This window comes from Hydrogenophaga sp., from assembly GCF_965657535.1.
Classification (GTDB): Bacteria; Pseudomonadota; Gammaproteobacteria; order Burkholderiales; family Burkholderiaceae_C; genus Hydrogenophaga.
Window position 1 is genome coordinate 307,306 of sequence record NZ_CBFHOP010000005.1, and the last position, 12,417, is coordinate 319,722.

Here is a 12,417-nt window from a genome sequence, read left to right on the forward strand (position 1 = left end):
GTTTGCCACAGGGGGTCGAAGGGATCCGGCCCCCGCATTCCGAGCATCGGTTTCGCACGCTTGGCCGACTGCTGTCACCCAGGCAATTCCCTGGGTGACCGGTTTGGAAACTTTGAGTAGCCTTGGTTTTTCTTTCACATTTGAGGATGCGATGGCCTCGACAGATCCGACCACAAAGCGCATTCAGTACGGAGAGCGACCGACACAACCCGGCATGTACATCGGTCTGTTTCACGGCCGGAGTAGCCGCAATGAGAGCATGAACGACTGGGGCTTTGCTGGCCCGGTACTCGGCCCACTAACTTATTGCCACACCACCTACATGGCCTATGTGCGCCTGCGATTCGCTACCGAACAAGGCGCACGCGTCTGCTGCAACTCAGGGCATCTTGATGTTGACTTGGAGGTAGTGGAAGACATGATTTTTTTCGACGGAGCTTACTATGGCGACTGGACCCTGTTCTTCGTGGCGCCCGAAGGGTGCCGACGTCCTGACGACTCCTTTCGTGTCAAGCCACGGGCCAATGTGTGCCATTGGCACAGCCATACAAAGGGAGCACAACACCTTGATGCCCATAGGGAGAATTGATGCCGAGACCAACCGATTGGACGCGCGAACAGACATTGGCTGCGCTGCATGTTTATTTCCAGTTGCCGTTTGGTCAACTGCATCAGCGCAACCCCTTGATTCGACAGCTATCCGGGTGGATCGGTCGGACTCCCGGGTCAGTCGCTCTCAAGTTGGTCAACTTCGCGAGTCTCGATCCGCAAGTGCTTGCGAGTGGGCGTGCCGGAATGAGCAATGCGTCGCAACTTGATAAGACGATCTGGATTGAGCTGAACAGCAATTGGGATCTTGTAGCAGACGAGGCCGCTTATACATACGAGCACTACGGCAGCCAACACGGCATAGTGCCCGGCGCAGATGTTGCCGAGGAGGTTCCAGAGATTGAAGAGGGAAAAATCGTGACTGCGTTGGTCAAAGTGCGGGTGAATCAGGCGCGCTTTCGGCGCGCCGTGCTCGCAAGCTACAACGGATGCTGTTGCGTCAGCGGACTTGCAATACCTCAGCTTTTGATTGCAAGTCACATCGTTCCATGGAGCATGGATACGAAGAATCGCCTGAACCCGCAAAACGGGCTATGTTTGTCGGCGCTGCACGACAAGGCCTATGACATCGGATTGATCACCGTGTTGCCCGATTTCACTGTTTGTGTGTCGAAGCGCTTGCAGGATGTGGATTTGGATGAGTTCACCAAGCTGACCTTGTCCAAGTACCACGGTCAGCGCATCGCGTTGCCGGAGCGGTTCAGGCCGAATCCCAGTTTTCTGGAAGCTCATGCGTCACGGTTCGAGTTCGTTTAGGGCGATATGCAGGACGACCTGTTTGGTGCATCACCCGCACCACCCCCCACCCGACCGAAGCCGCCCAACGCTGTCCTCGATCCGGCGTACGATTGCGCCGCCGCGCCCACCCCGCCCCGCCGCCGCTCCAGTGAAGTCCTCCCCCTTCCCTCCGACGACGCAACCCAGGCGCTGGCCGCCCGCCTGAACCCACACATCCGCCTGGGCGCCTCGACCTGGAGCTACCCGGGCTGGGCAAGCATCGTGTGGGACGAGGGGCCGACCAGCGAGGCGGTGCTGGCCAAGAACGGATTGAGCGCCTACGCGCAGCACCCGCTGCTGCGCTGCGTGGGCATTGACCGGTCGTTCTACCGCCCGCTGACGGAGGCGCAGTACGCGCGCTACGCGGGCCAGGTGCCCGACGACTTCCGCTTTGTGGTGAAGGCGCCGGCGCTGGTGACGGACGCGCTGGTGCGCGGCGAAAAGGGCCAGGGCCGCCAGCCCAACACGGCCTTTCTGGACCCTGTGCTGGCGACACAGGAATTCATCACCCCCGCGCTGGCGGGGCTGGGCGACAAGGTGGGCGCGCTGGTGTTCCAGCTCAGCCCGCTGCCCTTTTCGCAGTTGCAGCGCCTGCCGCTGTTGCTGGAGCGGCTGCGCGCCCTGCTGCGGGCGCTGCCCGATGTGCGCGGCGCCACGCCCGACGGCGTGGTGGCGGTGGAGGTGCGCGACCCGGAGTGGCTCTCGCCCGCCATCGCGCCGCAGCTGGCGGCGGTGCTCAAGGAGACCGGCGCCACCTACTGCCTGGGCCTGCACGCCAAGATGCCGCCCATGGCCGAGCAGCTGCCGCTGCTGCGCGCGCTCTGGCCGGGGCCGCTGGTCTGCCGCTGGAACCTGAACCCGCTGCACGGCGCCTACGGCTACGAGGACGCGCAGCGCTCCTACGAACCCTACGACCGCATCCACGACGTGGACGCCGAGACGCGCGCGCTGATCGTGCGCACGGTGCGCGGCGTGACGGGTGCGGGGCAGAACGCCTTTGTCACGATCAGCAACAAGGCCGAGGGCTGCGCGCCGCTGTCGGCGCGGGCGCTGGCGGAGGGCTTGGCGGGCGGTGAGGCGCCACCGGTACCCTGAACGCGCCGCAGCGCAGTGTTCACTGCGCCTTCGCCGCAGGCTCCATGGCAGCCTTGTAGATGCTGTTGCGGGGCTTTGCCATGAGGCGGCGCAGCATGGGCTCGAAATGGTCCAGCGGCAGGGCTTCCTGCGCGGGGTCGAAGGCCCGGTTGTCGTACAGCTCGACGAATTCGGCCGTGCGTTCGTAGCTGTGGTGGGCCTTGAACTGGTCGCGCATGTTGCGGTCCAGCCCGATGTGGTGGAAAAAGTTGTAGCCCTGGAAAATGCCGTGGTTTTGGACCATCCACAGGTTTTCTGCAGTGACGAAGGGTTTGAGGATGGCGGCGGCGATATCGGGGTGGTTGAAGCTGCCCAGCGTGTCCCCTATATCGTGCAGCAGCGCGCACACCACATATTCCTCGTCCCGCCCGTCTTTGAGCGCTAGCGTGGCGGTCTGGCGGGAATGGGTCAGCCGGTCCACTGGGAAGCCGCCAAAGTCGCCGTCTAGCAGGCGCAGGTGGTCGAGGATGCGGTCCGGCAATGCCTTGGCCATTTGCATGGCCTCAGGGACGATGATTTGCCAGTCTTCCCGGGTGCTGTCTTCCATGCTGGTGAAGCGTGCGCGAGCGTTCATGGGTTGTCTCCTTCGTTGTGGGTGTGGGGTTTCCGGTCAAAGGTGCGTTCAAGGTTCACGGGCCGGTGAACAGGTCGGGTGTTCCGCCGGGCACCGCCCCTTCAATGGCCAGCATGCGCAGTTTGGTCAGCGCACCGCCGCGAGCGGAGAAGCCGCCGGGTTGGTGGCCCGCCGCCAGCACGCGGTGGCAGGGCACGACCGGAGCAAAGGGATTGGCGCCCATGGCCTGGCCGACGGCGCGGGCGAGCCCGGGGTCGCCCAGTTCGGCGGCCACTTCGCCGTAGGTGCGGGTCTGGCCCGGCGGAATGGCGCGGGTGTTGGCGTAGGCCCGGCGCTGAAAGGGGGTGAGGCGCGCCATATCCAGTTCCAGCTCCAGCAGTTGCCGGGGTTCGCCGTTCAGCAGGGCCTGGATGCCGGTGATGGCGGCGCGCACCAGGTCGGGCGGTTCGTCCATCGCAATGCTGGGGCCTGCGTGTTTCAGCAGCCGAGCGCGGGTGGCCTCAAGGTGTTGCTCGGGCAGTTGCACCGCGGTGATGCCGCCCGGCCCCCAGGCCAGGCCGCAGGTGCCGATGGCGGTGTCGAACAGCGTGTGGCCCGTACCGCTGTCCATGGCCATGGCCATGATCAGCCTGCGCGCAGCGCCTGGCGCAGGCTTTCGCCAATCTCCGGCCGTTCGGCAAACGGGTCGGCCGGGTTGGTGCCGGCCACGATGGCGTCGAAGCGCTGGCGGGCGTTGCCCAGGGCCTTGGGGTGGCTGTAGATGTAGAACTGGTCGGCGCGCATGGCGTCAAACACCATGCTGGCCACCTGGGCGGCGGTGATCTTGCCGGAGCTCACCGCTTTGTCGCTCATTGCCTGGCCAATCAGCTGGCTCTGGGTGGCTTTTTCATCGGCCAGTTCGGCGGGTTTGTTGCGGTGGCTCTGGCTGATGCCGGTGGGCACGAAATACGGGCACAACACGCTGGCGCTCACCTGGTCGCTCACCAGTTTCAGGTCTTGGTACAGCGTTTCGGTCAGGCTCACCACGGCGTGTTTGCTCACGTTGTAAATGCCCATGTTGGGCGGCGTGAGCAGGCCGGCCATGCTGGCGGTGTTGACGATGTGGCCCTGGTAAGCCGGGTCGGCCTTGGCAGCGGCCAGCATCATGGGGGTAAAGAGGCGCACACCGTGGATGACGCCCCACAGGTTCACGCCCAGCACCCATTCCCAGTCTTTCACCGAGTTTTCCCAGATAAGGCCGCCCGAGCCCACACCCGCGTTGTTGAACACAACGTGCGGGGCGCCAAAGCGCTGCTGCACCTCGGTAGCCAGCGCTTCCATTTGGGTGTTGTTCGACACGTCGACCCGACGCGCCAACACCTGTGCGCCTGCTGCGGTCATTTCAGCGGCGGCTTGGTCCAGTGCGTCTTGCTGCACATCCACCAGCACCAGGTTCATGCCCAGGCTGGCGCCAATGCGGGCGCATTCCAGCCCGAAGCCCGAGCCCGCGCCGGTGAGGACAGCGGTTTTGCCTTTGAAATCATCAATCATGTTGTCTCCTGTGGTTGTTCAGCGCCGGACCATTTCGGTGTGCGCAATGCCGTCTTCGTCGTACAAGTCGCCCACGGCTTCAAAGCCGTGCTGCTGGTAAAAATGCTGGAGATGCGCCTGCGCGCCAATGCGAATGGGCTGCACGCCCCACAGGCTGTGCAGGGCGCGAATGGACTCGGCCATGAGCACATGGCCCAGGCCTGTGCCGCGGGTGACGGGCGCGGTAACTACCCGGCCAATGCTCGCCTCGGCGTATTTCAGCCCGGCCGGCACCAGGCGGGTGTAGGCCAGCAATTCGGGTTCGTTGTCAGCGCTCAGGCGTTCGCCCAAGAGGTGCATGCAAGCCGGGTCGGCGCCGTCCAGGTCTTGAAAGGCGCAGGCTTGTTCCACCACAAACACCGCGCTGCGCAGTTGCAGCAGGGCATACAGCGTGCGCGGCAGCAAGGCGCCAAACGGCAGGCAGCGCCAAGCCACCGGGGGGGCAACGGATGGGCTCAATGCGGTTGAGCTCAAGCGCGCACTTCCCGCAACACAAAGCCAATGCGCGGGAAGTGCACATGCAAGGTGCCTGCGCGCTCGTCGGTGCGCTCCAGCGTGTAGCGGGTGCGGGTGGCGGCGCGCAAGATGCCTTCGGTAGGCTCCTGCCCAAAGGCTTCGGCGGCCACGGTCACACGGCTGCCCAGGGCAATGCCGTGTTCGTCTTGAAAGGCTTCGTCACCCAGCGGTGCCGGCTGATGGGCCGCTGCGACAGCAATGGCCTCGGCAGAGCTGAGCTTGCTCAGGTGGCCGTGGCCAAGTGCAGCCATGCGGTCCATCCAGGCGAGCACGGCGGGCGTGGCGTCCAGAATGCTGGCCATGGCGGGGTTGATGACGCGGCTGAACCACAGCGGGTGGTAGGCGGCAAAGTCGGCCACACAGGGGGCGGCACCCAGCAGAAATGGCGCGTCGTCCAGCATGTTGGCCAGGCGGCGCAGGTAGCTCTTGTAGGCCGCCGTGGCGTCACCGGGGCGCAGGCTGGTCATGCCGGCGCGCATGGCGCCGCGGTCGGCGGCAAAGGCTTGTGCGGCTTCGGGCGGTTGCCCGGCAAACAGGGCAGCCGCGCCTTTGGGGCTGAGGTTGTGGCCCATGGCAGCCCAAAACAGGGTGCTGTCGGCCCACTGCGCCAGCACGCGCGCCACACCTTTCTGGTGTTCGGGGTACAGCGTGGGCGCGGGTTGGCGGTGTTCCAGCACATCGCAAATCAGCGCGGTGTCGCAGTACACGTCGGCACCGATCTGCAAAAACGGCGTGCGGCGGTAGCCGCCGGTGAGTGCCAGCACGTCGGGCTTGGGCATGATGCGCGGGATCACCACGCTCTGCCAGGCCAGCTGCTTGTGGCCCAGGATCAGGCGCACTTTTTCTGAAAAGGGCGAGGTGGGGTAGTGGTGAAGGATCAGGTCGGCCATGGTGTTGTGCGGTAAGCGTTGAACGGAGCAACAACCGCGTTCAGCGGGGTTGTGCGCGGGCAATGATGGCGTCGAAATCGCAGCCTGCGCCGAGCGACCCGAAGCTGTGGCCCCAGTGGCCAGCGAGGCGGCTGTCGCAGAACGCGCTGAACACGGCCGCAGGTGCGGTTTGCGCCAGCAGCGCGGCCTGCACGGCCAGGGCCACGTCTTGCGCCAGGCGGCGGGCTTCCATTTCGGTGGCCATCAGCTCCACGCGGGTGGGCAGGCTGGCGGCCAGGTGGTCCAGCGCGGGGTGCAGGCCTTTGGCGGGTGCGAGTTCGTGGGCCAGCGCTGCAGCGGCGTCGGCTTTGCGCACAGCACGCAACAGGTCCAGCGCCATGATGTTGCCGGCGCCTTCCCAAATGCTGTTCACCGGCATTTCCCGGTAAATGCGCGCCATGATGCCCTCGCCGCCCTCTTCCACATAGCCGTTGCCGCCCAGGCATTCCATGGCTTCTTGCGCAAAATAGCTGCCGCGCTTGCAGATCCAGAACTTGGCGACCGGCGTGAGCAGGCGCTGCATGGCCTGTTCGTGCGCGTCACTGGTGCGGTCAAAGCTGCGCGCCAGGCGCAGGGCCAGCGCGGTGGCGGCTTCGGATTCGAGCGCCAGATCGGCCAGCACGTTTTTCATCAGCGGCTGGTCGATCAGCTTTTTGCCAAACGCGCTGCGCTGCGTGGTGTGGTTCAGCGCAATGGACAGCGCGTGGCGCATGAGCCCGCTGGTGCCCAGCGCGCAATCGAGCCGCGTCATGGTGCCCATGGCCAGAATTTGGGGCACGCCCCGCCCTTCTTCGCCCACCAGCCAGGCGGTGGCACCCACAAATTCCACCTCCGAACTGGCGTTGGCCTTGTTGCCCAGCTTGTCTTTCAGGCGCTGAATGAACAGCTGGTTGAGCGAACCGTCGGGCAGCACACGCGGCAAAAACAGGCATGAGAGGCCGTTGGGCGTCTGCGCCAGAATCAAAAAAGCGTCGCACATGGGCGCCGAGAAAAACCATTTGTGGCCGGTGACGCTGAAGCGCTGGCCCCAGCCGTCCGCTCCATCGGGCACGGCCTGCGTGGTGTTGGCCCGCACGTCCGAGCCGCCCTGCTTCTCGGTCATGCCCATGCCCGTGGTGAGGCCGGCTTTTTCGTTGAAGGGCTTCAGCGCGGGGTCGTAGGCCCGGCTGGTGAGGCCCGGCGACCAGTCGCGGTAAATGGCGGCGTTGTCGCGCAGCGCCGGCGTGACCGCGTAGGTCATGGAAATCGGGCACAACATCGACGGCTCAAGCTCGGTAAAGAGCATGAAGGCGGCGGCCCGGTTCATATGGGCGGTGCCCGTGGCCTGTTCGGCGTCGGCAAACGGCGTGCCGTGCAAGCCCGCCGCCGTGGCCGCGGTCATCAACGCGTGGTAGCTCGGGTGGAACTCCACCTGGTCGATGCGGTGGCCAAAGCGGCTGTAGCTCTTGAGCTGCGGCGTGAACACGTTGGCCAGCCGGGCGTGGGTTTGCATGTCGGCGCTGCCGACCTGCTGGCCCAATGCATGCAGCGGCGCGGTGTCGAGCGCAGGCGCGTTGAAGCGAAGCGCATCCTGCATGGCCCGGTTGCCGTCATACAGATTCACATCCACCAGCGGCGCAGGCTGGTTGAACACTTCGTGGGTAGCGCTCATGAGAACTCCTTGAACAGAAGCAGTGTCTTCAACCCAGGCCGCCGCGGAACCGGCTTTGCCGGGCCGCCAGCGGCGCCCCCTTGAGGGGGTCGCGCGCAGCGCGGCGGGGGTGTTACAGCTTCACCAGCTGTTTGCCAAAGTTTTTGCCCTTGAGCAAGCCCATGAAGGCTTCGGGGGCTGCCGCCAGGCCTTCGGCCACGGTTTCGCGTGGGCGCAGTTTGCCGGTGGCCACCAGCGTGCCCAGCTCGGTCAGCGCTTCCGGCCAGACTTCCATGTGTTCGCTGACGATGAAGCCCTCAATTTTCAGGCGGTTCACCAGAATCAGCGCGGGGTTGGTCAGCGGCAGGGGTGCGCCGTCGTAGCCGGCGATCATGCCGCACACCGCGATGCGGCCAAACGCGTTCATGCGCAGCAACACGGCGTCCAGCACCATGCCACCCACGTTTTCAAAGTAGCCGTCGATGCCATTCGGGCACTCCTGCTTGAGGGCCTTGGCCAGCGAATACATGTCTTTGTGGAGCTTGTAGTCAATGCAGGCATCAAAACCCAGCTCGTTCACCGCGTACGCGCACTTGTCTGGCCCGCCGGCAATGCCCACCACGCGGCAACCGCGCGCCTTGGCCAGGGCGGCAAAAGCGCTGCCCACCGCACCCGTGGCAGCACTCACCACCAGGGTTTCACCGGCTTTGGGGTTGATGATTTTCACCAGGCCGTACCAGGCGGTCACACCCGGCATGCCAACCGCGCCCAGGTAATACGACAGCGGCACGTGGGTGGTGTCCACCTTGCGCAGCGCGCCGGGTTGCGTGGCGTCCACCACGCTGTATTCCTGCCAGCCACCCATGCCGACCACCTGATCGCCGGCCTTGAGCTTGGGATGCTTGGATTCGACCACCTCACCCACGGTTCCGCCGATCATGACCTCGCCCAGCGGTTGCGACGCCGCGTAGCTCTTGCTGTCGTTCATGCGCCCGCGCATGTAGGGGTCAAGGCTGAGGTAGTGGTGCTTCACCAGCACCTGGCCTTCAGCCAAGGCCGGGGTTTCGGTGGTGACCAGCTTGAAGTTGTCCACGGTGGCCTCGCCTTGGGGGCGGTTGTCGAGCACGATCTGGTGGTTGGTGGGCATGGTTTGGGTCTCCGGGTGGGTGGGTAAAAGGCCGATCCGTGGGATCAGTCGGTCTTGATGGTGTTGAGAGATTGGGTGGCTTTACCACCCACGGGCAGGCGGGCCACAAACTTGAAGGTGCCGGTGGCGTGGGCGCAGAGCTTGCCGGCTGCGTCAAAAATGCTGCCCTCGGTGAACGCCATGGTGGCGGTGCGGTGCAGCAGCCGGCCTTTGGCCAGCAGCGGCCCTTTGGCGGCACGCATGAAACTGGTTTTCATCTCAATGGTGACGCAGCCCATGGCCGGCTCCACCGTGCGCGCGGCGTGCGCCATGACCACGTCGAGCAGGGTCATGCTGGCGCCGCCGTGCACCACGTTGAACGAGTTCTCGTGCTCGGACCTGGGCGAAAAAGCGATTTCCGCCTCGCCGCCTTCGAACTTCTGCAGTTCAAAGCCGAGCAGCTCGACGAAAGGGATGTGGACAGAAAAATTCATGGGGAAAACCTACAACCGAACGAGAGAGGTGCCGGCAACCCCGGGCAGCGCGCGCCCGGGGTGGGTCAATCTAGCCTCCGGTGATCACGGATACGCCCCCATCCACGGCGAGCCATTGCCCGGTGATGTGTTTGCCGGCATCGGAGGCGTACAGCACGGTCAAACCTTTCAGGTCTTCGTCGTCGCCGAGACGGCCCAGCGGTGCGTGGGCAGCCAGCTTCTCTTCACCCATGGCCTTCAGCGTGCCTTGTGTCATTTTGCTAGGGAAAAAACCCGGGCAGATGGCGTTGACGCGGATGCCATGGGCGCCCCACTCGGCCGCCAGCGCACGGGTGAAGTTGATCACCGCGCCCTTGGACGTGTTGTAGGCAATGGTCTTCATGCCCGACGGGTTGCCGCCCAGGCCAGCGATGCTGGCGGTGTTAATGATGCTGCCACTGCGGCGCGGAATCATGCTGCCCTTGGCGATCAGCTGGCTCAGCAAAAAGTAGCTGCGCACGTTCAGGTTCATCACCTTGTCCCAGGCTTCGAGCGGGTGGTCTTCGGCGGGTGCACCCCAGGCGGCACCGGCGTTGTTCACCAAAATGTCTACGTCGCCCACGCGCTGCAGCGTTTCGCTGGTGAGGCGGCGAATGTCTTCTTCCAGCGAGCAATCGGCGGCAATCCAGCGGGCATCAATGCCGGCGGCCTCCAGCTCGGCGGTGGCTTCTTCCAGATCAGAGGCCTTGCGCGAGCTGATCACCACACGGGCACCGGCTTCGCCGAGCGCGTGGGCCATCTGCAAGCCCAGGCCGCGCGAACCACCGGTGATAAGGGCGGTTTTGCCTTTGAGGTCGAAGAGTTGTTGGATGTTGCGGGTCATGTTGTCTCCTGTTGAATGTGTAAGGCTTCCCGTCGTCGGGAAGGTGGGGGTCAGGGCGGCGACTGCGTCACTCACCCAGGTAGTCCATGCACTGGCGCTCTTGCACCACCGCCTTCATGAACGGCTTGATGGCCACATGCTCCGGGTGGTGTTGGTAGGCCGCCAGCGCGGTGTGGTCGGTGAAGCTGGTGTTGAGCACCAGGTCGTAAGTGCATTCCAGCCCGGGCTGTGCCGTGCCGACCTCAAACCGCACCACGCCCGGCACCAGTGCGGCGCATCCTTGCAACAGCGCCTGCGCCTTGCGTACGTTGGTGGCGCGGTCGGCGCCCTCGGCGTGGTCTTTCAGTTTCCACATGACGATGTGGTGCAGCATCAGAAAGCCTCCTCGGGCAAGCTGGCGCAGGTCTGGTCGCGGCTGCTCACCACCTGCAGCCAGGCGCCAATTTTGGGCAGTTCGTAGTGGAAGAAAAAGCGCATGGCGGCCAAGCGGCCGGTGCGGGCTGCACCTTCGGTTGCCATGTGTGCGGACAGGGCCACATCCAGCCAGATCCAGGCCAGTACCGTGTGGCCGAAGGCCTGCATGTAGGGCACGGCGTTGGCCAGTGCGTCGGTCGGCTCGCCAGTGGCCCAGGCGGCCTTGGTGGCTCCGCCCACTTGCGCCAGCGCCTGACCCAGGGCGTTGGCGTGGGCCGCCAGTTCCGGCACCTGCATGGCGCGTTCAATGGTCCCGTTGATGCGCCCGGCCAGCAACTGCAGGCCCTTGCCGTTTTCCATCAGCACCTTGCGGCCCAGCAAGTCGGTCGCCTGAATGCCGTGCGTGCCTTCGTGGATCATGTTGAGGCGGTTGTCGCGCCAGTATTGCTCCACCGGGAAATCGCGTGTGTAACCGTAGCCGCCATGGATCTGGATGGCCAGGGAATTGGCCTCCAGGCACCACTCGCTGGGCCAGCTCTTGGCAATGGGGGTGAGCACCTCCAGCAGCAGGCGCGCATCGTCGGCCGCTTCGGGCGTGCCGGTGTGTTGCTCGTCCACCAGGCGCGCGCAATACAGTTCCAGCGCCAGTGCGCCTTCGCCGTAGCTCTTCTGCGCCAGCAGCATGCGCTTCACGTCGGCGTGTTCGATGATGCGCACGGGCGGCTGCGTCGGGTCTTTGCCGGCCGGCCCCACGGGTCGGCCCTGCGGCCGGTTCTTCGCGTAGTCCAGCGAGGCGTAGTAACCCGCCAGGCCCAGCATCACGGCGGCTGTGCCCACACCGATGCGTGCCTCGTTCATCATGTGGAACATGCAGCGCAGGCCTTCGTGCGGCCGGCCCACCAGGTAGCCCACGGCACCCGCTTCGCCGTTGACCGGGAACTTGCCTTCGCCAAAGTTCAGCAGCGTGTTGGTGGTGCCGCGCCACCCCAGCTTGTGGTTCAGGCCCGCCAACGCCACGTCGTTGCGCACGCCAGTCAGCTGGCCTTGGGCGTCCACCATTTTCTTGGGCACGATGAACAGCGAAATGCCGCGCGTGCCGGGGATCAGCTTGCCGTCCGGCCCGGGGGTCTTGGCCAGCACCAGATGAACGATGTTCTCGGTCAGCTCGTGCTCGCCCGCAGAGATCCACATCTTGTTGCCCTTGAGCCGGTAGCGCGCACCCAGCGGGTCGGCCTCAAAGTCGGCACCGTCGGGCACGGCGCGGGTGGTGATGTCGCTCAGGGAAGAACCGGCCTGCGGCTCGCTCAGGCACATGGTGCCGGAGAAGCGGCCATTGAATTCGTTGCGAGCAAACACGGCCTTCTGCACCTCCGTGCCGTGCACCAGCAGCAGGTTGGCATTGCCCTTGGTCAGCAGGCTGGAGCCGATGCTCACCGAGGCCAGGCCAAAGAAGCCGTTGGCCGCCGCCTCAATTGTGTAGGGCAGCTGCATGCCGCCCTCTTCATAGTCCTGCGCGGCGCTGAGCATGCCGGACTCGGCATAGGCGCGGTTGGCCTCGTGCGTGGCCTGCGGCAGGATCACTTTCTCGCCGTCGAATTGCGGCTCTTGCGTGTCCACCAACCGGTTGAACGGCGCGTATTTTTCGCGGGCAATGCGCTCGCAGGTGTCAAGCACCGCATCAAACGTTTCACGGCTGTGGTCGGCAAAGCGCTCGCGTTCGCTAAGCGAAGGCACATCGAGCCAGTCATACAGCAGGAAATCGACAGTGGGGCGAAGGCTCATG

At 64.8% G+C, this 12,417-nt stretch carries 14 protein-coding genes; 3 read left to right on the top strand and 11 right to left on the bottom strand.

The window, feature by feature from the left end:
* Nucleotides 1-94 precede the first annotated feature (94 nt).
* Genes ACTG4K_RS11010 through ACTG4K_RS11020 form a run of 3 tightly spaced genes read left to right on the top strand, consistent with a single transcriptional unit; the run spans nt 95 to nt 2,481 of the window.
* Nucleotides 95-589: a hypothetical protein gene (locus ACTG4K_RS11010; RefSeq protein ID WP_439114251.1), complete on the top strand. Its 495-nt coding sequence runs from the start codon at nt 95-97 to the stop codon at nt 587-589.
* Nucleotides 589-1,365, top strand: a complete 777-nt coding sequence (locus tag ACTG4K_RS11015) for an HNH endonuclease (RefSeq protein ID WP_439114252.1) — start codon at nt 589-591, stop codon at nt 1,363-1,365. Before ACTG4K_RS11010 ends, ACTG4K_RS11015 begins: the two co-directional genes overlap by 1 nt.
* A gap of 6 nt (nt 1,366-1,371) precedes the next feature.
* Nucleotides 1,372-2,481 carry a DUF72 domain-containing protein gene (locus ACTG4K_RS11020; RefSeq protein WP_439114253.1) on the top strand — a complete coding sequence of 370 codons (1,110 nt, stop codon included), beginning with the start codon at nt 1,372-1,374 and terminating at the stop codon, nt 2,479-2,481.
* A gap of 19 nt (nt 2,482-2,500) precedes the next feature.
* Here ACTG4K_RS11020 and ACTG4K_RS11025 read toward each other — a convergent pair whose 3' ends face one another.
* The 11 genes from ACTG4K_RS11025 to ACTG4K_RS11075 all read right to left on the bottom strand — a co-directional run bounded on the left by ACTG4K_RS11025 (nt 2,501) and on the right by ACTG4K_RS11075 (nt 12,416).
* Nucleotides 2,501-3,094 (bottom strand): HD domain-containing protein, encoded by a 594-nt coding sequence (locus ACTG4K_RS11025; RefSeq protein ID WP_439114254.1) that lies wholly within the window; start codon nt 3,092-3,094, stop codon nt 2,501-2,503.
* A gap of 55 nt (nt 3,095-3,149) precedes the next feature.
* Nucleotides 3,150-3,716, bottom strand: coding sequence for a methylated-DNA--[protein]-cysteine S-methyltransferase (locus tag ACTG4K_RS11030; RefSeq protein WP_439114255.1), 567 nt, complete (start codon nt 3,714-3,716; stop codon nt 3,150-3,152).
* Between the two features lie 2 nt (nt 3,717-3,718).
* A complete protein-coding gene (locus ACTG4K_RS11035; RefSeq protein ID WP_439114256.1) occupies nt 3,719-4,624 on the bottom strand; it encodes an SDR family oxidoreductase in 906 nt (301 codons plus the stop codon).
* An 18-nt stretch (nt 4,625-4,642) separates the two neighbouring features.
* A complete protein-coding gene (locus tag ACTG4K_RS11040; RefSeq protein WP_439114257.1) occupies nt 4,643-5,122 on the bottom strand; it encodes a GNAT family N-acetyltransferase in 480 nt (159 codons plus the stop codon).
* 11 nt (nt 5,123-5,133) lie between these two features.
* Entirely contained in the window at nt 5,134-6,069 is a 936-nt protein-coding gene (locus tag ACTG4K_RS11045) for a glutathione S-transferase family protein (RefSeq protein WP_439114258.1), read from the bottom strand.
* A gap of 40 nt (nt 6,070-6,109) precedes the next feature.
* Nucleotides 6,110-7,759 carry an isovaleryl-CoA dehydrogenase gene (locus tag ACTG4K_RS11050; protein ID WP_439114259.1) on the bottom strand — a complete coding sequence of 550 codons (1,650 nt, stop codon included), beginning with the start codon at nt 7,757-7,759 and terminating at the stop codon, nt 6,110-6,112.
* Between the two features lie 112 nt (nt 7,760-7,871).
* Nucleotides 7,872-8,885 carry an NADP-dependent oxidoreductase gene (locus tag ACTG4K_RS11055; protein WP_439114260.1) on the bottom strand — a complete coding sequence of 338 codons (1,014 nt, stop codon included), beginning with the start codon at nt 8,883-8,885 and terminating at the stop codon, nt 7,872-7,874.
* A 44-nt stretch (nt 8,886-8,929) separates the two neighbouring features.
* Entirely contained in the window at nt 8,930-9,358 is a 429-nt protein-coding gene (locus ACTG4K_RS11060; protein ID WP_439114261.1) for a PaaI family thioesterase, read from the bottom strand.
* Between the two features lie 70 nt (nt 9,359-9,428).
* On the bottom strand, nt 9,429-10,220 hold the full coding sequence (locus tag ACTG4K_RS11065; protein WP_439114262.1) for an SDR family oxidoreductase: 792 nt from the start codon (nt 10,218-10,220) through the stop codon (nt 9,429-9,431).
* A gap of 67 nt (nt 10,221-10,287) precedes the next feature.
* Complete coding sequence (locus ACTG4K_RS11070) at nt 10,288-10,593, bottom strand: Dabb family protein (protein ID WP_439114263.1); 306 nt, start codon at nt 10,591-10,593, stop codon at nt 10,288-10,290.
* The gene (locus ACTG4K_RS11075; protein ID WP_439114264.1) at nt 10,593-12,416 is read right to left on the bottom strand and encodes an acyl-CoA dehydrogenase; all 1,824 of its coding nucleotides are present in this window, start codon (nt 12,414-12,416) and stop codon (nt 10,593-10,595) included. Before ACTG4K_RS11075 ends, ACTG4K_RS11070 begins: the two co-directional genes overlap by 1 nt.
* Nucleotide 12,417: the final 1 nt, after the last annotated feature.

Bases quoted from the DNA above. Each gene is read 5' to 3' on its own strand.
- ACTG4K_RS11015 (WP_439114252.1), top strand. From the start codon at position 589: ATGCCGAGACCAACCGATTGGACGCGCGAACAGACATTGGCTGCGCTG.
- ACTG4K_RS11020 (WP_439114253.1), top strand. From the start codon at position 1,372: ATGCAGGACGACCTGTTTGGTGCATCACCCGCACCACCCCCCACCCGA.
- ACTG4K_RS11025 (WP_439114254.1), bottom strand. From the start codon at position 3,094: ATGAACGCTCGCGCACGCTTCACCAGCATGGAAGACAGCACCCGGGAA.
- ACTG4K_RS11030 (WP_439114255.1), bottom strand. From the start codon at position 3,716: ATGGCCATGGCCATGGACAGCGGTACGGGCCACACGCTGTTCGACACC.
- ACTG4K_RS11035 (WP_439114256.1), bottom strand. From the start codon at position 4,624: ATGATTGATGATTTCAAAGGCAAAACCGCTGTCCTCACCGGCGCGGGC.
- ACTG4K_RS11045 (WP_439114258.1), bottom strand. From the start codon at position 6,069: ATGGCCGACCTGATCCTTCACCACTACCCCACCTCGCCCTTTTCAGAA.
- ACTG4K_RS11050 (WP_439114259.1), bottom strand. From the start codon at position 7,759: ATGAGCGCTACCCACGAAGTGTTCAACCAGCCTGCGCCGCTGGTGGAT.
- ACTG4K_RS11055 (WP_439114260.1), bottom strand. From the start codon at position 8,885: ATGCCCACCAACCACCAGATCGTGCTCGACAACCGCCCCCAAGGCGAG.
- ACTG4K_RS11060 (WP_439114261.1), bottom strand. From the start codon at position 9,358: ATGAATTTTTCTGTCCACATCCCTTTCGTCGAGCTGCTCGGCTTTGAA.
- ACTG4K_RS11065 (WP_439114262.1), bottom strand. From the start codon at position 10,220: ATGACCCGCAACATCCAACAACTCTTCGACCTCAAAGGCAAAACCGCC.
- ACTG4K_RS11070 (WP_439114263.1), bottom strand. From the start codon at position 10,593: ATGCTGCACCACATCGTCATGTGGAAACTGAAAGACCACGCCGAGGGC.
- ACTG4K_RS11075 (WP_439114264.1), bottom strand. From the start codon at position 12,416: ATGAGCCTTCGCCCCACTGTCGATTTCCTGCTGTATGACTGGCTCGAT.